Source organism: Jeotgalibacillus sp. JSM ZJ347 (genome assembly GCF_044383825.1).
Classification (GTDB): domain Bacteria; phylum Bacillota; class Bacilli; order Bacillales; family Jeotgalibacillaceae; genus Jeotgalibacillus.
Genome location: NZ_JBISEN010000002.1, coordinates 701,031 through 725,534 on the forward strand (window position 1 = coordinate 701,031; position 24,504 = coordinate 725,534).

General features: G+C 41.2%; 19 protein-coding genes. 13 read left to right on the forward strand and 6 right to left on the reverse strand.

Features of this window, described 5'->3' with window-relative positions; genetic code table 11:
* Positions 1 to 271 precede the first annotated feature (271 nt).
* Positions 272 to 1,150: a hypothetical protein gene (locus ACH6CZ_RS09200; RefSeq protein WP_374097132.1), complete on the reverse strand. Its 879-nt coding sequence runs from the start codon at positions 1,148 to 1,150 to the stop codon at positions 272 to 274.
* A gap of 299 nt (positions 1,151 to 1,449) precedes the next feature.
* Here ACH6CZ_RS09200 and ACH6CZ_RS09205 point away from each other — a divergent pair, with 299 nt between their 5' ends.
* Positions 1,450 to 1,959 carry a hypothetical protein gene (locus tag ACH6CZ_RS09205; RefSeq protein WP_374097133.1) on the forward strand — a complete coding sequence of 170 codons (510 nt, stop codon included), beginning with the start codon at positions 1,450 to 1,452 and terminating at the stop codon, positions 1,957 to 1,959.
* A gap of 218 nt (positions 1,960 to 2,177) precedes the next feature.
* On the opposite strand, the gene ACH6CZ_RS09210 is transcribed toward ACH6CZ_RS09205, so the two are convergent.
* Complete coding sequence (locus ACH6CZ_RS09210; RefSeq protein ID WP_374097134.1) at positions 2,178 to 2,369, reverse strand: hypothetical protein; 192 nt, start codon at positions 2,367 to 2,369, stop codon at positions 2,178 to 2,180.
* A 39-nt stretch (positions 2,370 to 2,408) separates the two neighbouring features.
* Positions 2,409 to 2,564: a hypothetical protein gene (locus ACH6CZ_RS09215; RefSeq protein WP_374097135.1), complete on the reverse strand. Its 156-nt coding sequence runs from the start codon at positions 2,562 to 2,564 to the stop codon at positions 2,409 to 2,411.
* Positions 2,565 to 2,860: 296 nt separating this feature from the next.
* On the opposite strand from ACH6CZ_RS09215, the gene ACH6CZ_RS09220 reads away from it, so the two are divergent.
* Entirely contained in the window at positions 2,861 to 3,703 is an 843-nt protein-coding gene (locus ACH6CZ_RS09220) for an STAS domain-containing protein (RefSeq protein WP_374097136.1), read from the forward strand.
* 333 nt (positions 3,704 to 4,036) lie between these two features.
* Complete coding sequence (locus ACH6CZ_RS09225; protein WP_374097137.1) at positions 4,037 to 5,281, forward strand: S-layer homology domain-containing protein; 1,245 nt, start codon at positions 4,037 to 4,039, stop codon at positions 5,279 to 5,281.
* Between the two features lie 146 nt (positions 5,282 to 5,427).
* Here ACH6CZ_RS09225 and ACH6CZ_RS09230 read toward each other — a convergent pair whose 3' ends face one another.
* The gene (locus ACH6CZ_RS09230) at positions 5,428 to 6,222 is read right to left on the reverse strand and encodes a 3D domain-containing protein (RefSeq protein WP_374097138.1); all 795 of its coding nucleotides are present in this window, start codon (positions 6,220 to 6,222) and stop codon (positions 5,428 to 5,430) included.
* A 212-nt stretch (positions 6,223 to 6,434) separates the two neighbouring features.
* Between ACH6CZ_RS09230 and serC the strand changes: the two genes are divergently transcribed.
* From serC to ACH6CZ_RS09245, 3 genes are all read left to right on the forward strand, one after another.
* A complete protein-coding gene (gene serC / locus ACH6CZ_RS09235; protein WP_374097139.1) occupies positions 6,435 to 7,514 on the forward strand; it encodes a 3-phosphoserine/phosphohydroxythreonine transaminase in 1,080 nt (359 codons plus the stop codon).
* Between the two features lie 525 nt (positions 7,515 to 8,039).
* Positions 8,040 to 9,224, forward strand: coding sequence for a phosphoglycerate dehydrogenase (locus ACH6CZ_RS09240; RefSeq protein WP_374097140.1), 1,185 nt, complete (start codon positions 8,040 to 8,042; stop codon positions 9,222 to 9,224).
* 372 nt (positions 9,225 to 9,596) lie between these two features.
* The gene (locus ACH6CZ_RS09245; protein WP_374097141.1) at positions 9,597 to 10,055 is read left to right on the forward strand and encodes an IDEAL domain-containing protein; all 459 of its coding nucleotides are present in this window, start codon (positions 9,597 to 9,599) and stop codon (positions 10,053 to 10,055) included.
* A gap of 283 nt (positions 10,056 to 10,338) precedes the next feature.
* On the opposite strand, the gene ACH6CZ_RS09250 is transcribed toward ACH6CZ_RS09245, so the two are convergent.
* On the reverse strand, positions 10,339 to 10,506 hold the full coding sequence (locus tag ACH6CZ_RS09250) for a hypothetical protein (protein ID WP_374097142.1): 168 nt from the start codon (positions 10,504 to 10,506) through the stop codon (positions 10,339 to 10,341).
* Between the two features lies 1 nt (position 10,507).
* Positions 10,508 to 11,758 carry a helix-turn-helix domain-containing protein gene (locus ACH6CZ_RS09255; protein WP_374097143.1) on the reverse strand — a complete coding sequence of 417 codons (1,251 nt, stop codon included), beginning with the start codon at positions 11,756 to 11,758 and terminating at the stop codon, positions 10,508 to 10,510.
* Positions 11,759 to 12,075: 317 nt separating this feature from the next.
* Between ACH6CZ_RS09255 and ACH6CZ_RS09260 the strand changes: the two genes are divergently transcribed.
* The 7 genes from ACH6CZ_RS09260 to ACH6CZ_RS09290 all read left to right on the forward strand — a co-directional run bounded on the left by ACH6CZ_RS09260 (position 12,076) and on the right by ACH6CZ_RS09290 (position 24,364).
* Positions 12,076 to 13,488, forward strand: a complete 1,413-nt coding sequence (locus ACH6CZ_RS09260; RefSeq protein ID WP_374097144.1) for an N-acetylmuramoyl-L-alanine amidase — start codon at positions 12,076 to 12,078, stop codon at positions 13,486 to 13,488.
* Between the two features lie 112 nt (positions 13,489 to 13,600).
* Complete coding sequence (locus ACH6CZ_RS09265) at positions 13,601 to 15,508, forward strand: S8 family peptidase (RefSeq protein WP_374097145.1); 1,908 nt, start codon at positions 13,601 to 13,603, stop codon at positions 15,506 to 15,508.
* Positions 15,509 to 15,687: 179 nt separating this feature from the next.
* Positions 15,688 to 16,695, forward strand: a complete 1,008-nt coding sequence (locus ACH6CZ_RS09270; RefSeq protein ID WP_374097146.1) for a C40 family peptidase — start codon at positions 15,688 to 15,690, stop codon at positions 16,693 to 16,695.
* A gap of 333 nt (positions 16,696 to 17,028) precedes the next feature.
* Positions 17,029 to 17,718, forward strand: a complete 690-nt coding sequence (locus tag ACH6CZ_RS09275) for an S-layer homology domain-containing protein (RefSeq protein WP_374097147.1) — start codon at positions 17,029 to 17,031, stop codon at positions 17,716 to 17,718.
* A gap of 21 nt (positions 17,719 to 17,739) precedes the next feature.
* Positions 17,740 to 19,797 carry an S-layer homology domain-containing protein gene (locus tag ACH6CZ_RS09280; protein WP_374097148.1) on the forward strand — a complete coding sequence of 686 codons (2,058 nt, stop codon included), beginning with the start codon at positions 17,740 to 17,742 and terminating at the stop codon, positions 19,795 to 19,797.
* A gap of 152 nt (positions 19,798 to 19,949) precedes the next feature.
* Positions 19,950 to 21,863, forward strand: a complete 1,914-nt coding sequence (locus ACH6CZ_RS09285; protein ID WP_374097149.1) for an S-layer homology domain-containing protein — start codon at positions 19,950 to 19,952, stop codon at positions 21,861 to 21,863.
* Between the two features lie 515 nt (positions 21,864 to 22,378).
* A complete protein-coding gene (locus ACH6CZ_RS09290; protein WP_374097150.1) occupies positions 22,379 to 24,364 on the forward strand; it encodes an S-layer homology domain-containing protein in 1,986 nt (661 codons plus the stop codon).
* Positions 24,365 to 24,504 lie beyond the last annotated feature (140 nt).

Sequence of the window (24,504 nt, forward strand, 5' to 3'; positions counted from 1 at the left end):
TTATTAAAAAGCTTTCCGGCTGGATGTTATTTATTGAATCATTCACTAATAATGTCACGATCATATGTATTAATTTAAACGGTATAGCGTGAATTCTAAGTGCAGCGAAGCCTAATGCGGTGACTCCGGTACAATTAGAAGGAAGAGGAGACCCGGCTGTCGAAGCTGGTGAGGCTCAGCAACCTCTGTCCGGAAAACGTTCATCTGAAACGTACCGGAACGTCGGAACGATTGAAAAAGCCTGAGACTAAAAAATGTCTCAGGCTGTTTACTACAACTGATTACTCAGCAGCGTCTCCATATGATCAATTCCCTTAACAGTCAACTGATAATGCATCTGACCCTCATGCTTGATCTTCTCCACAAGCGGACGCGAACGGCTAAGCGCAATCTGGATCGCTTTAGCAGAATAATCTGTAGCAAAATGCTTCTTCAACACATCATACACATCCTTCGCAGACATATGCGGACGATCAAATTCCTTCATATAAATATACAAAATACTCAGCGCCTGATCTTCCACACGCTCAAGCATGCGCGGATCTGGATTATTATCAAGGTTAAATTCCGAGATGTCCTGAGAGGCAGCCTCTACATTCGTCTGGTCCTCACCGGATGATGCATGCGAAAGCAATGTCTCGATATAGGCATAACCTGACTCAGTAACCTCATAAATCTTCTGCAGATCCTGATGCCCCGACTCCTGAAGATAGCCTTTTTTCACACACGTATGAACGCTTAAGTGGATATTATTTGGCACGGTATGCCGCGCTTCACGGAATTGTTTACGGACCATTTTAGCAGTGAAAGAAGACTGCTGTTTGTAATGTGACAAATAATAAGCCATCGCAAGCGTGAACTGCCATTCCGCATTTAAAGGTAAATTTTCGAGAAATTTTTGAATATCGGGCTTCTCGGCATTATTCGTTTGAGGTAAAGGCTTGGGTGCAGTCTGCGTCTTTTTCTCAATCTCAAACGTACTTGAGATCTTTCCCTGCCTGCCAGAACCAGTCTTCAAATCCTCTTTCATCATTTTAGCAAGGTAGGCCTGGACCACCTTATCATGCTCATCAACAAATGACCGATCACCAGAAACTGCATACTCGAAATCTTTATAACGAACACTCAACTGATAAGATTCCTGACCCACATTACCGCCTCCTAATATTTTTTCTCTATTTGTTATACCTATTATAGTTCTTTTATCGGATTATCACAATACTTTTTGTTCTTTATTGAGAATTTATTTTATCAATTCTTTATGCTGAAGTATTTTCTGTCTTAGCAGTTATTAAAACCCATCTTTGTTTCTGCACAGCTGAAGCTCCAATCATCAGCCCGCTTCCGCATTAACAATATGCTCAAAATCCCATTTTCTTATACAGGGTTTAGAAAATGGTAAAAGCGGTCATAGTACAAGAAACATTGAATGAAAGGGGAGAGGGTGCCATGTTGCTCGACCCAATGGGAAAAGTACTATTTATGGAAATCTGTAAAAGGCTCCGCGATAATAAATGGACGGTGGATGACCACCAGTTTTATAAAGATGAAGATGTAACAGAAGCGGTATTTGCACTGCCGGACTATTTAGTTGAAAGAGAAGATAACCCTGAGTTTGAAAAGGACATTGCAGTTGTAAAATATGAAGGGGATCCAGGTAAAATGAAGGAAAACCAAATTGATGGCGTTTTGCTCAAATTCTACACAAAACGACTGAAAGCACTTGACCTGCATGAATCCATTTCCGAACTCAAAATGTTTCAGCGCAAAAACAATGCCACAACCGTCGAATTTTTCATCGACAGGGTATTTGCTGATGAAGAAGTACAGGAATGGTTTGACAAACTATTCAGCCAGCTTGACGCACAAATGACTGACATCTATGGAGACGAAATAAAGGAAATCCCAATCGTACTGTTACCAAAAAGATTACATGATCTGCCTTTGCATACGACGTGAGAACCATAGAGTATGCTATGTAAGATAGATGATGAATTTCTTATGAAAACAAAAAATAAAGAAATCATAGTGTAGCGGAGCGGAGGGTGGCGACTCTGGAACTATAAGAGGGAAGCTGAGACCCCGCAACCTCCGTCCGGAAAGCGTCAGCCCGAAGCGCAGCGAAACGATTAAAAATCCCGGAACAAATTTATTGTCCCGGGATTTTTTCTTCTATATTAATAATATTCTTTCTCCTGCGCTTTCCAGCTTAAAAAGGTAGCGAGGCCGATTATGCCGAAAATCATGACGAGTTCAATTAAAAATGATTCGTTGAAAGCCGTTTGGAACATGTCAGTAAACACTTTTAAGCCGATATAAGAAATAAGTAAAATCGCGATAAGCACTGTGGTTGCATGATAAAGTTTCATCGAATCACACCTCCTGTAGATCTCTAGGATGTCTATAGACTATTGAAGCGGTTTGCATTTTTTATCGTCGATTGTAGAGCCGTTTCTTGAACCTGGTATTGCGCCGGTCAGGCTCACATTTCGTACATTTGAAGGCTGCATGGACGCTATGTAGACATGCTGCTCACTGCTATCAAAAAGAATCTCTTTCTGCATCAGTTATCGCCTCCCTTTGACATCATCTTACGCCGCTAAATCAGTTCATTCAACAAAATCATCGTTTCTTAATCACCTTGTTACAAAAATAATATATAAAGACAAAAATCGACAAAATCCCCCCTTCATCTGTTACACAAAAAAAACAATCAGATTAATGTTTATAGTTTAAAAATAAGGGTATATTTTTTAAGCTAACGATTTTCTATGAATGATGAAAGCCAGTCTACATAGACACATACAAACAATCATTGATCAGAACAACCAACATTCTTACCGCCAGAAAGGGGTCCGAAATGGCTGATACATACCTCGAACCAACCTTAAAAAATCTGACAGACACAATTTTAGAACAGCGGGTGGATCTCGCTAAGTCAATTACTAAAAAACAAAATAAACGCTATGAACGACTTGAAGCACTCGAAGAAAACCTGCTTGAATTACGCATCGAACTCGTAACACTTTATGGAGAATCATTATCCATGACGATAGAAGAGCGGCAGGAACGCATTGAACACTGGGGTACGAAGACTGGAAAAGCATGCGCAGAGATGGGTATCTCACTGGATTCAATGCTAAGAGAAGTACCGGAATACCGCACAGCGATTGGCAATATTATTAAAGAAACAGCAATCGCACAAAATTATTCATTATCAAATCTTTATGACGTGCTGGCAATTCTTGACCGTACCGTAGATGACGTGGTTTATTATTTTTGCCTGCCATTTGTTGAAGTTCAGACACAAACTTTAAAGGCTTCACAGGATCAGATGCTTGAAATGTCAGTGCCGGTTGTCCCAATTGATGCAGGTGTAGCTGTATTGCCACTTGTTGGAACAATTGACACCCACCGTGCCAAACTGATCATGGAAGAATCACTTAACAAATGTCTTGATCTAAACGTAAGTGAATTTGTTATCGACCTCTCAGGCGTCGCGATGGTCGATACATTCGTCGCGCATAAACTATTTCAGGTCATTGATTCTCTAAAACTAATTGGCGTTAAGCCGAAAATTTCAGGAATCTCTCCTGAAATGGCACAGACCATCATCCAGCTTGGACTGAACTTTTCAGATGTACCATCATACGCAACTCTGAAGTCAGCTTTAAAAGAAATTGGCTTTGAAAAAACAAAGTGAATATATGTAATAGATGAGACCGGGGCATTTGTTCCGGTCTTTTTTTACACGAATTAGGCGTTAGCACTTGGGGACGGAGTTAACCTTCGGGGACGGAGTTTCCACTTCGGGGACAGAGTTAAAGCATATGAATGCTGATGACGAAATATCCTTTAAATGTAAATTAAGAAGCGCGTTCTACCCTTTCAGGAAATATCATTTTAACAAATATTGTGACTTCTGAACTAAAATTGGTATTTTAATGGAATTAATGTTTCTTTATTATGACATTAATGTTACATTTTTATTACTTAAAACTCCGGTGATAACCGGATCACATTTAGGAGGCCCAACATGAATTTACTTAAGAAAAGTTTAATTGGTGTTATTGGAGCAGGAGTATTGTCTACAGGAGTTGCTTTTTCAGCAGATGCAGAGAGTGTATTTACAGATGTAAGTGAAAGTAACGATCAGTACGATGTTCTTGAACGTTCATATTTCAAAACAATTCTCTCAGGTTATTCAAGAGATGACTTAACTGGTAAAGTTGAGGTTAGACCATATGCAAAAGTGACTAGAGCGCAGGCAGCGAAAATGCTGACAGTTTCGCTCGGTTTCAAGAATGCAACGCAGGAGCTCAGTCCTTTCCCGGATGTCACGGAGTATTATTGGGGACATGATTACATAACAGAAGCAGCAGCACTTGGCATTGTAAACGGATATTCAAATGGAAAGTTCATTCCGGGTCAGGTACTAAACCGTGCACAGGCAGCAAAAATGATAGTCGATGCATTTGATCTTCCGTTTAATAAAAATGAAGATGATACAGGATTTACAGATGTACCGGAAGATGACTGGTCAGCGCCATATGTAAAATCACTTGTTGACGCAGGCATAACAGTCGGTACTTCTTCAACAACATTCTCGCCGGATCAGGAAGTATCAAGATATCAGCTGGCAGCATTTATTGACCGCGTATATGAGTCACAGGAGCTGACAGATGATATGGCGGTGGTTCAGGTCAGAGGGACATTTAACAAAATGAAAGATACGTATTATGATAACGTGGCAAAATCTGAGCCACGCCAGCCGGTTTACCCTTATGAAAACTTCCGTGATGAAATGCTTGAATCCATTACAACAGCTTACGAACCAACCGTCATAGAAAACTATAAACAGCAATGTCGTGCGTGCGACGGGCTGATCTACACTGGCTCATTTTTAAGTAATGTAGATCTTGATGTGATCCAAAATACTGAAGACACAATTCAGGTAAGAGATCTATACACACAGGTTGGTCTTGTTCCTTCACAACAGACATACGTAGAAATCAAAAAAGTAGACGGCAAATGGAAAGTCAATGATTATAAGATAGAATACCTGAACAGCGATGAACTGCCAGTACAAAATCTGACAATCGAAGAAGCTGCCAACTATCTTGAAAGTATAGACCGTTCAACAGGATGGGGCGTACAGGTTTACAGATACGAATACCTGGGAGAAGAAGATGGCAGCTACATTTATTACAGACATGCAGAAAGATACTCCGGTGAGATTAGAATTGATAAAGTGACAGGTCTTACTATTGGAGATTATTGATTTTTGGGGACGGAGTTAACACTCCAAAATTATGAATATATTGGAAATAAAGCGCTACCTACCAAACACTCAATCTCAAAAAAATGAAGGTATAAAAAACCCTGAGACAAATTATCTCAGGGTTTTCTCTATATGATTAACCTATATTAGTCTAGGATTTTAACATCTACTGTTTGAACGCCATAGTTAAGCGCATCTTGTTGAGAAGGGATAAATAGGTCGATTTTATTCCCTTTGATTGCGCCGCCAGTATCTCCAGCGATTGCTTCACCGTAACCTTCAACCCATACACGTGAACCAAGTGGGATAACGTTAGGGTCTACTGCGATGACTTTCTGGTTAGGATTTGCACGAAGGTCAATTCCTGTTGCTGTTACACCAGAGCAGCCTGCACAGTATGCAGTGTATGCTGTAGCTGTAACTGTCATTTCTTGAGCTGCTTCAGATGATGGTGCTTCTCCACCAGTTCCCTGTACACCTTCAGTTGACTGAGTTTGACCAGAGTCCTGTACAGATGTTGTCTGTTCAGTAGCAGCTGAAGCTTGTGCTGGCGCTGCTGCTGCCTGTCCATTTACTGAGAATTCCTGTCCAGGGAAGATCAGGTCACTTGAAAGGCCATTCCAGCTCATAAGTTCACCTACAGTAATACCGTGTTCAGTTGCGATCTTATAAAGTGTGTCGCCTTTCACTACTGTATAAGTGTCATTTGAAACTGATGCTGCTTCTGCATCACCAGATACTTTAAGCGTCTGTGCCGGGAAAATTAAATCAGAAGATAGATTGTTCCACTTCTGAATTTGTTCTACTGTTACATTATTATTTTGAGAGATGCTCCAAAGAGTGTCACCTTTTTTGACTGAATAATCTGCTGCTGATGCTGACGCTGCTGCGCCTGTTGATAATGCTGCGATTGCAGTTAGTGCAACGATTTGTTTTTTCATAAATTGAATTACCTCCTTTTCACTAACAGGACCTAGCATAACACGCATACATTTCACCACAATAACAAAACAGTTAGAGAGAGATAACAATTACATTACGTGCTAATTTGTCTATACAGCGTTGACATGTGTACGTCTGAGGACTATACTATACTACATTATTGGAAAGGATAGTTTAATGATTTAAAGTGTAAGAGAGGAGTAGAATATTGATGGAACGAGTCGTTAACTTTTCGGCGGGACCCTCAGCAATGCCGCTCGAAGTACTGAAGAGAGCGCAATCTGAACTCGTCGACACAAATCACGCTGGCATGTCGGTGATGGAGATGAGCCACCGATCAAAAGCCTTCGAAGACATTTTAGCCAACACAAAACACCTGTTAAAAAAGGTGATGAATATCCCTGAAAACTACAAAATTTTATTTTTACAGGGGGGTGCTTCGTTACAATTCAGCATGATCCCGTTAAATTTGTTACAAAAAGATCACGAAGCGGCCTACATTGTTACAGGATCTTGGTCCCAAAAAGCACTAAAAGAGGCTAAAAAGGTCGGACAAACCACCGTCATCGCAACATCCGAAGAGGATCAGTTCAGACATATTCCTGATTTCTCTCAGATTACACAAAAAGAAAACTTATCCTACGTCCACATCACAGGTAACAATACAATAGAAGGAACACGGTTTACCAAGCTGCCAAAAACAGATGCACCGATTATCAACGACTGGTCATCAGGCATCCTGTCAGAAGAAATCAACGTCAGCGACTACGGCATCATTTATGCAGGTGCTCAGAAAAACCTCGGACCATCCGGCGTCACCGTCGTAATCATCCGTGACGACCTGATCGGGCAGGCACCCGACAGCCTGCCAACGATGCTTGACTACAAAACGCATGACAAAGCAGACTCGCTTTACAACACGCCGCCAACATTCGGTATCTACATGATCGGTCTCATGCTCGAATGGATCGACTCACTCGGCGGTGTAAAAGAGATCGAAAAGCGCAACCGCGAAAAAGCATCTCTATTATATGGAACAATTGATCAATCAAACCTGTTCTACTCGCCGGTTAAAAAAGAAGACCGTTCACTGATGAATGTGCCTTTTAAAACGGATAGCGAAGAAATAGATCGTGCGTTCCTGCATTTCGCTGCGTCAAAGCAGCTCGTGGAACTGAAAGGTCACCGCTCAGTTGGAGGCATGCGCGCGAGTCTATATAACGCGATGCCGATTGAACACGTGGAGCGGCTGTGCGACGCGATCCGGGAGTTTGAGGAGACGATGAAGTAGGGGAGATCGATCGGAACCGTTGAACTTCGTTCCAGGCGGACGCTTTCCGGACGGAGGTTGCTGAGCCTCCTCAGGCTTCGCCTTGCGGGGTCTCAGCTTCCCTCTAATAGTCCCGGAGTCGCCGCCTTCCACTACGTTCAACTAAGTGTGGAAATCTCATCATTCACTGTCTTTTTTGTTTAAAAGAAAAAAGATAAAAGACAAATTGTAACTGCTCTTTTACGATTTTATATACTATACTTTGTATCGAAAGTTCTCGAAATAACTATATATAATAGAAGTTTTATAGTATTTGAATTCATCTTTCTTCTATATAAATACTAAAGAATAAATAATATATTGAAGTCCATCTCATCTGCTGACGAGCTGCGTGGAAGGCGGTGACTCCTGCGGCAGGAAGGGACAGGTGAGACAAAGCATGGCGCAGCCTGCTGGCTCACCGCCCGGCCGCGGAAAGCATCCGCCTGGAACGCAGCTCGTCAGCCTACAATCACAATCTTTTATTTTCCCAGGAGGTTCTCTACGTTGACATACCAGATTCAGACCTACAACAAAATTGCCGATGCAGGACTACAATTGTTAGACGAACAGTATCAAATCAACGCAAGCAATGAGCCGGATGCAATTTTACTCAGAAGCCACAAGCTTCATAACCAGCCGATCCCCCAGTCAGTTCAGGCAATCGCCAGAGCAGGTGCAGGTACCAATAATATCCCGATTGACCAATGCTCTGAGCAGGGTGTCGTCGTTTTCAACACGCCAGGGGCTAACGCCAATGCGGTAAAAGAACTCGTCATCTCATGTCTGATCGCAAGTTCACGTAACCTGTTCCGCGCTGTTCAATGGACCCATTCTTTAAAAGGAGAAACGGAAATCCCTGAAAAAGTGGAAGCAAATAAAAAGGCGTTTATCGGGCATGAAGTAGCCGGTAAAAAGCTTGGTGTTATCGGACTTGGAAATATTGGATCAGTCGTCGCAAACGATGCACTCGCACTCGATATGGATGTCATGGCATACGATCCATTTGTATCAGTAGACGTCGCATGGACAATTTCACGCAGTGTAAAGCGCGTTCACCAGCTGGAAGAGCTCCTGTCGCAGTGTGACTTCATTACAATTCACGTGCCGCTAAGTCCGAAAACAACCGGTATCATTGACCAAAAGGCATTTAAAGCGATGAAAAAAGGCATTCATTTTATCAACTTTGCCCGTGGGGAGCTCGTTGATCACGCCGCGCTGAAAACAGCACTTCAGGACGGAACGGTCGGAAAATACATCACTGACTTCCCGAGTGATGATATTTTCGGTATGGATAACGTCGTTGCAACACCGCACCTCGGTGCATCCACGACAGAATCTGAAGAAAATTGTGCAATTATGGCTGCAAGACAGCTGAAGAACTACCTGGAGACTGGGAACATCAAAAATGCAGTCAACCTGCCAAACGTCAGCCTGCCACTAACATCACCCGGCCGTCTGACCATTATGCACCGCAACATTCCGAACATGCTCGGTCAATTCTCACAGCTGCTCGCAGAACGCAACTTCAACATTGCAGACATGCTCAACCGCAGCCGGGGAGAATTTGCTTACACGCTAATTGATATTGACAATAAACTCAATGATGCAGAAGCAGAAGATATCATGAACAGACTCCAGAAAATAGAAGGCGTCATCCGTGCAAGACACATTGCGAACGGCTGGCACTAAAACTAAGACTTCCTCCAGAACCGGGGGGAGTTTTTTTATTTGGGGACGGAGTTGGCACTCCATTTCTTAGTGCAGGGACGGAGTTAACACTCCATTTGTAGTACTAACTCCGTCCCCGAATTTCGTAGTGCCAACTCCGTCCCCAAATGTGAACATCCCATGTCAAATGTGCCTCACCAAACAGAATTCAAACATTTATCCTTTTCATTTCACATAAAATATACGATAATAATGTTAAAGTACTGAATATTTAAAAAATATTCAGCTTAATCTGACTTAACCAGCATGACTTCGAAATGAAACTGCCGTCACTGGATTAATCACTCATCTATAAAGCATGAAGGGGTGAGAAATAGAATAGGAGGGAGAACAATGTTGCTGACCGTCAAAATGATGAAGCCGTTCTATACACTCCAGGAAGGACATGAACTGAAGCTCGTATTTGCCTATCAATATTTTTCAGTCATGAAAGACAATGAAGTGTATCAGTTTATCCCTGTAGAATCCAATGAGATTAGAATTAACCTGAAGACCAGACAAATTGAAAACCTGACAGATATATTTGTCTTTCAGAGAGGCACGCGAATTTTCAGAATCCCATTATTTCAGCTGCTTCAGGTATCAGACCTGATTGATCACTTGAAATCAGTTTCACAATTTTACATTGAGCAGATTCAATCAGACAAGGAGGAAGAAGCGATGAATGAAGAAATTGGCAACCTCGAAATGCAGAACCTTTACCGTCTTATTGATAAAGCGCTGCTGGAAGGAGACCGTGACCTGTTTATGCAGCTTACCAATCAGCTGAAAACAGAGGAGGCGGCTCAGTAATGATAGCCCGAATCAAAAGCGTACCATAAAACCCTCTTATCAATTCGGATAAGAGGGTTTTAAAGTTGGGAAAAAACTAAAATTGTTGTCAAAATCAGTCGGATATTTTTTTGAAAAAGTTGTTTCTTTATCAAAGGAGGTCCCTCTTATAAAAAATAAACAAAAAAGTGCCGTCCGATTAATCGGACGGCCAATGAGAGGGTATTGCTGGGTCATTTCATATTCTTATTGTAGTATAAATTTTGCTAAACGTCTATTGGGAAAATACTGATAGAAAAAAATGTCAGGCGGGTGGTGGCAGTATAACTCTATCAACATTCGGGCTAAATGCATTACTATTAGAGGATAAATTTACCTTTTCTGTTTTAGATTCTAGATGAACACTACCAAATGTAACTGTTAGTGATATTGCAATAAGAAGTGTAGCAGAAATTTTTTTGAATTTACTCATATCATCTTCTCTCCCTTGTAATCAATTTTCTCCATTGACTATAATAATAGTTAACCTTCTCCGCATCGCCCTTAGACTCGTAATAGTCAATGATCATCTCGAGAACTTCAAGTGCATCGCTATAACTTTGTAATTTAAGTAGATGTGGATATAAATATTTTACCGCATACTTAATTCCTTCGTATTGGGAAAATTCATACTTTTCAAGAAAATTTGAATGGTGATAAAAGTATTTATTTCCAATTATTGTGTCCGTCTCTTTAAGCAGCCTCATATTTGAGTGCCATTTTTTGTCAATATCATTAAGTTTTACTTTTGACTCAAGCCATATTAGTAAAGAAGTACCGTATGAATAAGAAAAGAGCTCTGAAAGTTCAATCGCTTCTTTTGCAGCTTTCTCAGCTTTTTTGTACTCTTTTGTTAAATACAGGCATCTTGCATAATTGATTAAAACACCAGGATAAAGTGAGTCTTTAAAAAACATTCTTGTATTCCTTAAAAGGGATTTATAGACGGTTAGTGCTTCGTTATAAAGGCTTAATCTCATATAACTGATGCCAAGAATCATTTGAGAGTGAACTTGGCGTGTGAAATTTGATTCTGCTAAGTAGACATCGTATGCTTTTTTACTGAAGGTTAAAGCAGCCTCATTGTTGTTAAGGGAAATGTAATGGTGAGATAAAATATAGCATGCTTCACCAACCCACATGCCGCCAATCGGGAGAGGATTGTTTAGAAATTCGTGAATGGTTTCCAGTCCCTCTTCATATTTTTCATGCATGGAAAGATAGAACCCTTTGAAAAATAAAAAAATGTTTTTTTCAATAGGATCAAAAGTATTTTTTATTTTTTGAATTAATTTTAAGGATTCCTCTGCCCCCTCAATATCCCATTGAAATAACTGATATCTTAGTTTATAAAGGTGATACAAATTAACGTATTCGCTAGTTAGTATGTAGTCTTCTTTTTTTGTAAGTTCAGAATTTAATAGTTCGATTGACTCCCGGTCATGCATACAAATCGCATGCATAAAAGCTTCGAGTGTTTCTTTAACTTCCCGTAAATCCCCCGTAATATCTTCAAGCTGTAATCCTAACTTTGCCAGCAGAAGTCCAACAGTCTCCTCATTAGCAGAATACATATTAGTCTCTATTTTACTTAAATGAGAAGTAGAGCAGATGCCTTCAGCCAGTTCGGTTTGGGTTAAGCCTTTTTTAGTTCGGTAGTACTTAATAATCGAGCCGACATTCAAAAAAATCACCTTTCCTCTCATAGCTTATCTTTTTTCTAAAAATTGTAATGAAAATGTAATAAAAATTATTTAAACAGCTTAAATACCCATATATCAACGTTTTAAACATTTACTTAAATTTATTTTAACATATGATAAAAGGATAATAGGGTCTGAAACAATGCGAAAATCCTAATATGACAACGTTTATAACAATCATAAGCCAATTTTTACGAAAACATTGCTAATTTCAACAAAATCATTAAAATAGAGTTTAGTGAGTATTAAAGACATATTTTAAAAATGTCAAGTAGATTAACTCGGAAGGGGAAGGATTAGTGAATTATCGCTTACTAACGACACTCATCGCATCATTGGTTTTATTCATCGTCATGGTTAATCCTACTGGCGCTGCTACTAACTTCAGAGACATTGGAGATCAGCACCGTGCAGCAAAGGAAATTGCGTTTTTAAATGAAGGCGGTATTGTCCATGGGTTCAGCAGTACTCATTTTGCACCGTCTGCACAGGTAACACGTGCTCAGGCTGCAATGTTCATCGGACGTTCTCTTGAATTAAATGGTGAAAAGGCGTCTACAAACTTTACAGACGTCGGTTCCGGGAATTCAGCTTCAGGTTACATTAACCAGATGTCCCGTCTTGGTATTATCAATGGTTATCCGGATGGTTCTTTCCAGCCAAACCGTTCTGTAAGCCGTGGAGAAATGGCTGTGCTGATGAACCGTGCGTTCGGTTATGGAGCAAAGACTTCTTCCCAGGCTTCAAGCAATCTGATTAGCCTTGGTATTTCACAGGGAATGGAAGATGGCACATTCGGGATGGATAAGACGATTATCCGCGCAGATTTCTCTGTATTTCTGGCACGTGCAATCAACGCTGAATTCAGAACGACAAGTTCAGCTAATTTTTCAGAAGAAATGACTGTTAATACAAATGATTTAAACTTCCGCATCGGTCCATCCGTTAAATTTGCTTCACAGTATAAATTACATAACGGAACAAAGGTAAAAGGGGCTTATAGTATTGGAAGTTGGGTATATGTAAAGCATGGAGAAAATACCGGATTTGTTCATGAAGCATATTTGAACAGACCAAGCCTGCCGGATGATGGTACACTGAAGTCACAGACAATTGTCATCGATCCTGGTCACGGCGGAACTGATACAGGTGCAGTTAAAGATGGATTAGTTGAAAAAGTAATCAATCTTGAAACTTCTCTTTACTTGAAAGAGTATCTTGAAGGAACGCCGATCAATATTCAGATGACACGTGAAACAGACGTTTACCCTGAATTGCATGAACGCGTTTCATTTGCCAAGCGTCATGATGCAGACCTGTTTATCAGTATGCATGCAAATGCGTATAACAATCTTGCTAACGGAACTGAAACGTTCTATTACGCGGCGGCAAATCAGAATACACAATCCAGTAAAGCACTGGCAACCTATATTCAGAAGCGTCTGCTAACTTCATGGGGGCTGAATGACAGAGGCGTGAAGCATGGTAACTTCCATGTGCTTCGTGAAAACAATATGACTGCGGTTCTTGTCGAGCTTGGTTTCCTTGATGCATGGCAGGACCGTCCAAAGCTTGCATCATCTTTCTGGAGAAAAGAAGCGGCAAAGGCAGTCTATCTTGGTATTTTAGACTATTACACCCATTATGAAGGAAAAAATGTTGCCAGCTATTATTCTAAAGTGAATGCTTCTCCTTCACCGCGTCTTCATTAATCGTTATAGCGGATGATTATTTGCAATCACACATTCCAATACAGGAATTGAGTGAAGCTGTCCATTAGTTCTTTCTAATGGGCAGCTTTTTAATTTGTAAAGGGGGAGCAGAATGAAAAAGATTTTTGCAACATTGATATTTACAACGGTATTCGTTTTTACAGCTTATTCTGCGGATGCAGCTGAAGCGGGCACTTATATAGTGATGCTTGAAGAAGGCGCGCAGCACGAAGAGATTTTAAGAGATGCAGAGATTCTTGATACATTTGAGAAGATCAACGGATATCTGGTTAAAGTGGATGCTGAGCAGATCTCCATTCTCCGTCAGCAAAAAGAAGTATCGGTTATTCAAAAGGAGCACATATACAATGTGAGTTCCCAGATAACCCCGCCTGCTTTTGAAAGCATGCAGCTGACACCTGAAGTCAGATCGGCCTACTCAGGTAAAGGGGTAAAAATCGGTATTATTGATACAGGAATTGATCACGACCATCCGGATCTGAATATCGCTGGTGGTGTGTGTACACTTTTTTCAGACTGTCCGATTAACGTGCCATATAATGATGATAACTACCACGGCACACACGTAGCGGGTATTATCGGTGCCCAGGATAATGGGATCGGCTCTGTAGGAGTGGCGCCGGATGCTGAAATCTATGCAATTAAAGCGCTGAATTTCAGCGGCGGCGGCAGAACATCCAGTATCATTAACGGAATTGACTGGGCCATTAAAAATGAAATGGATATCATTAATCTGAGTATCACAAACTCAAGTGATGACATCGCACTTGCGTCTATTTTGAATGAAGCCTATAACCAGGGGATCCTGATTGTTGGAGCGGCAGGGAATACCGGGAGTGCCACAACTGCTTTGGCACAAGGGACAGCCTCAAGCGTTCAGTTTCCTGCACGTTATGAAACGGTTATTGCAGTCGGAGCTGTTGATGCTTCGCTGAAAAGAATTCCAATGTCTTCAACAGGACCTGAAGTGGAAGTCGTTGCTCAGGGAAATAAAATTTACAGTACCGTTCCAGAGCATGAAGGCTTATACCATGAGGAAACCGGAACATCAATGGCAGCACCTTATGTAACGGGACTCCTTGCCATGTATAAAGAACGCTTCCCGGAAGCCAGCCACCTTCAGCTGAGAAACATCCTGAACAACTCAACAAAGGATCTGGGGGTTGGCGGAAGAGACAATCTTTACGGTAACGGGCTTGCTGTTTACAGTGAGAATCCGGTTCAGAAACCTGAATATGTATTCCATTCTTCAGGAAATGGCGTTGTCACTTTTGATGCTACATTTTTTGAAAAGATGACAAACGTTAAAGTAATCCGTAATGGAAACGAAATATATAATGGTGAACCAATTGAAAAATTTGAAGACTATGTACCAAAAGGAACATATGATTACAAAATAGACTGGACACTTGAAGACGGAACGGTAAAGTCAAAAACTTTTTCAGTTCTGCTGACCACACCATATTTTAAGGATTTGTCAGTATCACAGTGGTTTGCACCACACATGACCTACCTTTATAACAGAAGTATCATTTCTGGTTATACAGACCAGACGATTCGTCCCTATACAAATATTAAAAGGGGAGAAGCGGTAGCGCTGCTTGGCCGTGCAATCGGGCTGAACGGGGAAAAACGTTCAACACGCTTCACAGACCTTGGCTACCAGCATTTCGCCTCCGGATATGTACAGTCCGCTTATGAAAATGGGCTACTCGCAGGTTTCCCGGACGGTACATTCAGACCTGACCAATACGTTACAAGAGCCGAAATGGCGATTCTGATTGCAAATGCTTACAGCCTTGGTACAGAGCCTGAAAACCAGTTCCCATTCCAGGATGTAACAGACAATGTAACAGGACACTATGAAGTGGCAGCACTATATCATCATAATATTACAAGAGGTGTAACAAACACGACTTATAAACCGTATGATTACATTTCCCGTTCAGCATTTTCAGTCTTTCTGGCACGCGCTGAAAGCGATCAATTCAAGGATTAAGAGGTATAAAAAGACTAAAAGCTGTTTCTCTCAGTTAGGGAGAAACAGCTTTTTTAAATCTTAAACGCTAGTAATTTAATTGTAACGTAAACGTAACTATATTACTTTGATCAATCTGATAGAATTCATATTAGAGATTCAGAAGACGAAAATACTAGCTTATGAGGTGGAAGAAGTTAATGAGAAAAATCGCTAAAGTTGTCATCGCTCTAGTCTTGATGCTTTCAATAACTCCATTGTTATCTAATCAAAGCGCAAGCGCCGCCACGGGATCAGACATTGTATCATTTGCAAAGAAGTTTCAAGGAACGCCATATGTATTTGGCGGAACAACGCCATCAGGTTTTGACTGTTCAGGATATACACAGTATGTTTTTAAACAAAACGGCGTTAACATTCCTCGCGACACTGGAAGCCAGTGGAACACAGGAACTTCAGTAGCAAAAAGTGACCTTCAGCCGGGAGATCTTGTATTCTTTGCAAATACATACAAGCGTGGCATTTCACATGTTGGAATTTATGTAGGTAACAACAGCTTCATCAACGCTGAAAATGCAGGCGTTAAAATCACATCATTAAGCAATCCTTACTGGGGACCTAAATATTACGGTGCAAAGCGTGTAATCAAATCAGCACCTCAGCAGGTTGTATATGACGAGTTTCAGGATATCAAAAATCATCCTGCCAAAACAGCGATCGAAACGCTGAATGACCAGGGTGTCATTGCAGGATATAACTCAGCTGAATTCAGACCGGACGGCACAATCACACGCGGTCAGGCTGCAGCAATTGTAAACCGTATTCTTAAGAAATCACCGTCTAACCTGAACGTCTTCCCTGACGTTGGCGCGAATAATGCGTTCCAAAAAGACATCGCTGCTATGCAGGAAGCCGGCATTATCACAGGATATACAAACGGTTCATTCGGACCTTATGGCAACATCACACGTGAACAGATGGCAATCATCCTTGATCGTGCATTTGCACTAAGCGCTCTTGAAGGTGTTGTTTCTACTGCATCAGGTTACACAGACGTGAGCCCAAGCAGTGCAGTATACAAACCAATCCAGTCTATTTATATGATAGACAAAACTACAGTGTTTCAAACATCTACTTTCAGAGGAAAAGATGCAGCAACACGTGCAGACTTCTCTGCAGCAGTATATTCAGCACTTGAAGCAAAATAAAAATTTTTTTCGCCCGGACGTGATGACCGTCCGGGCTTTTTTTATGGAGTAGACAATGGGTGTTTTACGTTAGCGCATTTAATAGGTGCGAACCGCACCCAATTCACCACCAACCGCATACAAACACCCTACTCCCCCGAATATAAGTGAACAGATCCCATACATTTTCCATATAACACCCCAGTTACCCAACTGCATTTCTAAAAATCACATACCTGTAACTTTCTAATCATATTCGTAAATTCTCTAAAAACTTTTTAATTAAACAGCAAAAAAGCACCATTTCTTGTTAAAATAGAAAGGTAGTTTAATTGACAGCAGGAGGGAATTTACTTGAAGTTTGCTAAAAAGTGGATCGGTATTGCAGTTGTCGTCGTCTTATTAACTGTAAGCCTTTCTCAGTCTCAGAACGTCAGAGCCATGGATGATATTTCAAATATAAGATTAAAAGAAGAAGTGACCAAAATGGTTGAAGCAGGCGTTATCTCGGGTTATCCGGATGGCACATTCCGGCCGACTGCTAATGTAACACGTGGACAGTTCGCAGCGTTTATCGCACGTGCGCTGGCTCTGCCTGAAGGAAGGAGTTCTTTTCCGGATGTACCATCATCAGCCAACCTTTACGGTGATATCAGCCGCGTGACACAGGCAGGGATCATGGATGGATTGACGAATGGAAACTTCGGAATGAACCAACCGATCTCGAGGGAACAGGTCGCTTTGACAATCCAGGGTGTGCTTACATATCTTGATGTTCCTTCTATTGAAAGTGACGCAGCATTTACAGATGAATCAGCATTTCGCTCATCTGTTTCACTGCGTGCAGTAAAAACGAGTGCTGCATATGGCATCATCAGCGGTAAGCCGGATGGGGACGGATTCCGTTTTGATCCGACAGCCAATGCGCGCCGTGATGAAGCAGCAGCTTTCATTTCGCGTCTCCTTGATGCGCTTGAATCGATGGATGAAGAAAAGCCTGGAGAAGGGGACCTTACACCGCCAGAAGTCGTTGACGTGTATTAATTGAAACAGGAGGAAGTCTGAATGAATAAAAGAATTGCAGGTTTTTTAGCGTTTTTACTTGCTGTCACACTTTTTGCCATCCCGGCAAATACTGCTTCAGCGGACGATGATATTACCGGACTGAAGCTTGAAGCTGAACTGAGAGCGATCGTTGAAGCAGAAGTTATGGCAGGTTACGGCGAAGGTGAATACAGACCGAAAGAAGAAGTCACGCGGGGTCAGTTTGCTGCTTTTATCTCACGTGCACTTGGTCTGCCGGATGGAGAAAGCTCATTCAATGATGTACCTGTAACATCTAAGTTATATGATGGCATCAGCAGAGTGACGAATGCAGGCATTATGTCGGGACTTTCAAGCACACATTTTGGCATGAATAATAACATCACACGTGAACAGATTGCTTTAACGCTTGAAAACACGCTGGCTTATCTGTTACTCGATGAATATCCGAATGACAAAGAGTTCAGCGATAAAGCAGATTTTAAGAGTTCAGTATCTTATAAAGCTGTGAAATATGCTTCATTTTATAATGTAATCAGCGGTAAGCCTAACAGTGACGGTACATTTCGTTTCGAGCCGAAAGCAACTGCACTGCGTGATGAAGCGGCGGCATTTATCTACAGAACGATGTATGTGGCAGGAATTTTACCTGATGGCGTGACAGGACCTGAAGTCGCACCGCCTGCTTATCCGGAGCCGGAAGAACCGGTAGATCCGCCGGAAGTAGATCCGGAACCTGAACCAGAGCCGGAGCCCGTTACAGGCTTCCGCATTGGGAAAGTTGTAAATGGTCAAATGCAAGTCGGTACAACCGAATATAAAACGTATGAACAGGCACTTTCTGTATTCCACGATCAGAAAGCCACTGCAATTTTAAAAGATGGACGTAACATTAAAATTAACGCAGGAATTGCGGTTACCTACCCAAATCCAAGCGGAACAACAACGATCTACAAAGATAATGAGTTCAAAGAATTTGTCACTTACGTTCAGCAGGGCAGAGAGATGCGCTACTTTGACTCAAATGAAACGGCTGCAAAAGTGCAAATCGGTTCAACAATCGGTTATGCTCGTGTGAGTGAAGTGGATCTGCTCCCACTATCAACGATAGAAGACCGTGATTATTACACGAGAAATGCAGCTGGCGAAATGACACATTATGCGCTGAACCACCTGAGCGGATATTACGGTGTCTACTCAATCGGACCGGCTCCTTCATTTATGAAAGAAGGAGAGAAATATTTCAGCTGGGACGGTGTGAAGTTTACAAATGCCCGCGGTGAGCTGCAAGGCACGCATTACCCTTACTTCCAGTTTTTAAATGCAAGAAGTAAAACGAATTACACTGCAAAAGAACTTGATCAGCACATCTTAGCGCGTCTGACAGAACTTGAATCACTTGCTGTCAGCAAACCTGGAACGTATGGCAGATACAAGGATGCGACCAAGAAGAGTAAGCTGCTGAATCTAGGTACTTATCTGAAAGAACAGGAGCAGAAAAAGCGTGTGAACGCACTATTCATCCTGGCTGCCGCTACACATGAAAGTGACTACGGCATGAGTAACAATGCATTAACAAAGAATAATATTTTTGGAATTAAAGTGTTTGACAGCTCACCTGAAATGGGTGAAATGTACGAAAAGCCTGAAAGAAGCGTAGATGCATTCCTTGATCAGTATATGAATAAAAACTATATCCCGACATGGGGTGCATATGCTCACGGTGGCGTATCAGGTAACAAAACAATTGGTATGAACGTCCGCTACGCATCAGATCCAAACTGGGGCTCTAAAATTGCCGGACACATGAACCGTATGGATAAAGCGCTTGGGCGTAAGGACCTGAATCAGTATACGCGCGCACTGACAAACGGGCAATCAGTCATTGCCAGAACTGATCTAAATAATTCGGATCCACTAACCACGTATGAATACAAAGCAGGAAGAACTTATCCGGTAATTATTACTGGCGAAGTCACAGCTGCAGACGGTACGGTCTGGACTCAGATTCTATCTGATACTAACCTACATGAACATGCTTATGTTAGAAAAGGTTCACTTACAGGCATTCCGAATTGATTTTGTTTCAATACTTCATAAGCAGACTATGATTTTCTAAAGAAATCATGTGTAGCGAAGCGCAGCAAAACAATTACCAAAAGCCACACCAAAAGAGAATGATGCCTACATCATTCTCTTTTTTTACAAAATCAAAATAGGAGGAAAGACAGATGAAAAAACTACTTGTTACACTAGGCGTATCTGCTGCAGTACTAAGCTATGGCGTGCAGGATGCGGAAGCTAGCTCTCTTTTAGAAGATATGAAAAAGCTGAATGAACTTGGCATTATTGCAGGCGATAAAGAAGGAAATTTAAATCCTGGCGATGACGTTACTCGTGGTCACATGGCCGCATTCCTGGCACGTGCGCTCGAGCTGCCGGCAGCAGAAAGCAGTAACTTTACTGATATCACAAAAGCAGACGATGCATTATATGAAGAAATTAACAGCGCCTATGAAGCCGGAATCGTGAACGGCTACAACGGTAACGTATTTATACAGAACGAACCAATCACGCGTGCACAAACAGTCACCATGATTTCAAATGCACTGGACTACCTTGGCTATCCGGAGCCTTACAGAGTCGATCTCCCATTTAAAGATGTCTACGACCAGTTCAGCCCGGTCCTGAGAGACATTGCACACGCAACTGAATACGATATTATTTCAGGCTATGACAAATACACATTTAAGCCTGCAATGACCGCACAACGCCAGCATGCAGCTGCATTTATCTCGAGAATGCTTGAATTAGAGAAGCAGCCAGGCGACATCTATCAGCAGGCAACAATCGTTGATGGACAGATCTCTCTAGACCCAACACAATATGACACATTTGAAGATGCAGAAGGGACGCTTGCTGCAGATGAACTGATTGTGTTTGGTGGGGAAATTGTGAAAATGAATGACGGAATGGTTGTGGCAACGGAGCCTGTAGACGGACAGACAACCGTTTATCAGAATGAAACAGGTGCAACAAATTATACTTACGTCTCTAATCTGTTTAACGATCAGATGAAATATCTTGATTCGAACGGAGACCGTGTAAAGGTGCAGGTAGCTGATACAACAGGCTATGTGGATATTGAAAATGTTACCCTGTATCCAAAAGGTATGGAGAAAGGTCAAAACTTTTACAGCGTAGAAAACGGAAATCTGTTTTTAAACCTGGTGGATCCGGTGGATGGTTTGTCAATCGGTGAACCAGCTATTATTGGGCCGGCACCTGATTTTATGTCAGAAGATCAAATGTACTACTCGTGGAACGGCCATGATTTTGAAACTGAAGATGGTGAATTTGCAGGGCAGTCTTATTCTTATTTTGCGTACATTTCACCACGATCAGAAACGGTTTATACTGCAGAGGAAATTGATGCATATATTAACGAAGAAATTGTATCTGAAAGACCAACTTCTAAACTTGCTGGTATAGGGGAGACTTTAAAAGAAGTAGAAGCGGAGTATGGATTTAATGCTTTATATATTCTCTCACACGCAATTCTTGAATCTAATCGGGGCACATCAACAATCGCGTTGACCAAGAACAACCTTTTTGGCTTGAACGCAATTGATGGAAATTCTCTTGAAAGTGCAGACAGTTTTCCTGATGTTGAAACTTCAATCAAACAATACGTACAGGTCATGCTCGAAGAATACATTTACATTAAGCCATTTGAAGAAACATACGCTTTCGGCCCAGTCTACGGCAATAAAACAACAGGCTTTAACGTAAAATATGCAGCCGACCAGAACTGGGGCGCTAAAATCGGCGGGCTTTACTATACGATTGATACGGAAATGGGTGGCAAAGACCTGATTAGTAAAAGTTACAACATTGGAATGACACAAAGCATTCCTGGAAGTGATATTACGGAAGAAGGACTTAACTTCAGATCAATACCTCAAACTACCGGCAATTTACCGATATATGAGGTTTATGAAGAAGGCTATCCTGTAACAATTGTAGAAACATTGACAGAGAACGGAATCACATGGCATAAAGTCTTCGCTGACCACAGTGGGGAAGAAAAGTATGCTTATGTATCAGCAGACTACATCGAAATTTTGCCAGTGGCAAAGCCATAATAATCAAACGAACTGCCTTCCTTAGAGAAGGTGGTTTTTTATTTAATAGTGGAAATCGTAAAGAGGAGAAACATAACAGGACTTAACCCTGTTGTAACCGCACTACTTATCTCAACAATTGATAAACCCCTTAAATCAAATCTTTTAAAACTAACTTCATAAGACATACCAAGAGATTATATAATATTCAGAACAAAACCACCTGATCGAACAAAATTAAGTAAAATAAATCCAAAGAACTAATATATATAATTTGGATATTAGTCATAAATAACCATAAAATTTTACATGTATTAAAAAACAGTTATGTTACTGGTTTTTTCAATAAGATAACATATGATGACTTGTTTAACCAATATAAGACAAATATCGATAATAAATTGTAAAAAACAGGACTTTAGAATTATCATTTATTTCAAATAAAACATGTATCTGTAATATTTGGTTTTACTATTTCTTCCTCGTGGTAATTTAAAGTTGACTGAATATTCATAATTAAACTGGAGGTGCGGAATTTGAAAAAAAGAAATAGGTATTTAGCAGGTACAGCTTTTTCAGTTTCAGCTGCAGTCATGGTGGCCCCGGTTGCAAGTGCAATGGTGTTTACGGATGTCAATGAAAGGTATATGGATGCGGTCAATTACTTAGTAGATGAAGAGATAACAGTTGGGATTACGGAAACAAAGTTTGGGACAAATCTGAACATTAAAAGAGTGGACGCAGCGATCATGCTGGCGCGGGCTCTGAACCTTGATGTTTCAGCAGCACCGCCATCTGGATTTACAGATGTGCCGGAGCGGGGGGTTCCATTTGTTAATGCTTTAAAAGATGCAGGGATTACTAATGGTAAGTCTTCAACACAGTTTGATGCACAAAGTTCAATTACACGAGGCGAGATTGCATTACTCTTGGCAAATGCTTATATATTAGGCGAATCAAATGTTGATAAGGTTAAATTTACAGATGTACCGGAACGGTATTTTGCAGCGGTCAATGCTTTACTTAATAGTGGAATTACACAGGGTAAAACCGAAACAAGATTTGGAACTAATGATCCAATCACCCGTGGAGAGTTTGCAATTTTCCTCTATAGAATTTCTGAGTTCCCAATGCAGGGAGAAGATGGAAGATCAGCATTATCGGCACTTTTAGATATGCTGGACGACTATGATGAGAATTATTATACAAATGATTCCTGGATGGATTTTGAAGATGCGTGGCAAAATGGTCAAATTGTTGCCGATGATATGGATGCAACTGATGAGGAGATCGAACAGGCAATTGATGATATTCTGGCTGCAATTGACGGATTGGTTCTGGAGGAAATTATTTATACAAGAAGCAATGATGAAGATGAAACAATGGTGACATTAACTTTTTCCAACTCAATAGGAACTGATGGAATGTTAATGGATGTTAAAGGCACGCTTGCAGATGGCGATTTTGAGCTTACAGGTAATGGACTCGAATTAATGGTATCTGGCACTGACGCCGACACAGGTGATTCAGCATCTTTTGATCTGAATCTCGGCGGTACAGATATCACAGCAGAACTGACATGGAACGGAGCAATGTGGGAAATGGATTCAGTTCCGACAGATATATTCGTCGATGGCGGAGTGACGCTTAATGATGGAGAACAGCAAGATGAAGTTGATGCTTTGATAGACCTTGAATTACTGGATGATGGGTTAATCGACGGATCTATCTCAATCGATGATCTGTTAAATGGAGATCTGCTGCGTATTAACCTTTTGCCGGGTGAAGAAAGCCTGCTTGCGGGTGAGACGATCAGCCTGACAACTAACGATTTCACGATTGCAGAGATTACTCTGTCAGAAGATGATGTGAATAGCGGTTTCGTAGATGTAGGACTCTCTACTGATCTACTCAAGAATTTCAACGGTGGGGAAAACCTTGAAATTGATGGTACGATCACTCGTGAGAATGAAGTACTCAACGGGGTTATAGGGGATATGAAGCTACCATTATATCCACTTGTAGATCCGGTACTGGACTTGACTGGTAATACTGTATCAGATTTACTGTATATTCTTTCCGGAGATACACCACTTCGTGTGAATTTAGAAGGTGAAACTCTGGATCAGATTGAACCAGGTGCATTTTTAACGATTCAGGCATCAGGCGGAGAAAATGTTGAATTACAAACCACTATTACTCAGGAAGACATTAATAATGGGTATGTAGAATTAACTTTCACAAACGAAGGACTTGTTGAAAGACTGTTAGAGGGGTTAACAGTTGGAGAAACAATTACATTTACGCCTGTCATTAGTGATGGTGAACAGGTATCTACTGGAGATCCTATAGAAATTGAAGTATCTCAGGGATTGCTGGACGGCATCCTGGTACTGCTCGATGAACTGCTTAATGGAGGGGTGCTTGGAAGCGGATTGCTTAATGGTCTGCTCGGAGACCTGCTAGGCGGAAATGGCGACGACGGTGGATTACTGGATGACTTAATTGGCGGATTATTATAAATAAAGTGGAACGAACCCTGTACAGTAATTTATAGACTGTACAGGGTTTTAATTATGTTAATCTCGGCTTGGAAAACGCATGAAAATAGGCTGAGCTGCACGTAAAAGGACTTGAACCGCACACAAAGCTGCCTAAACCG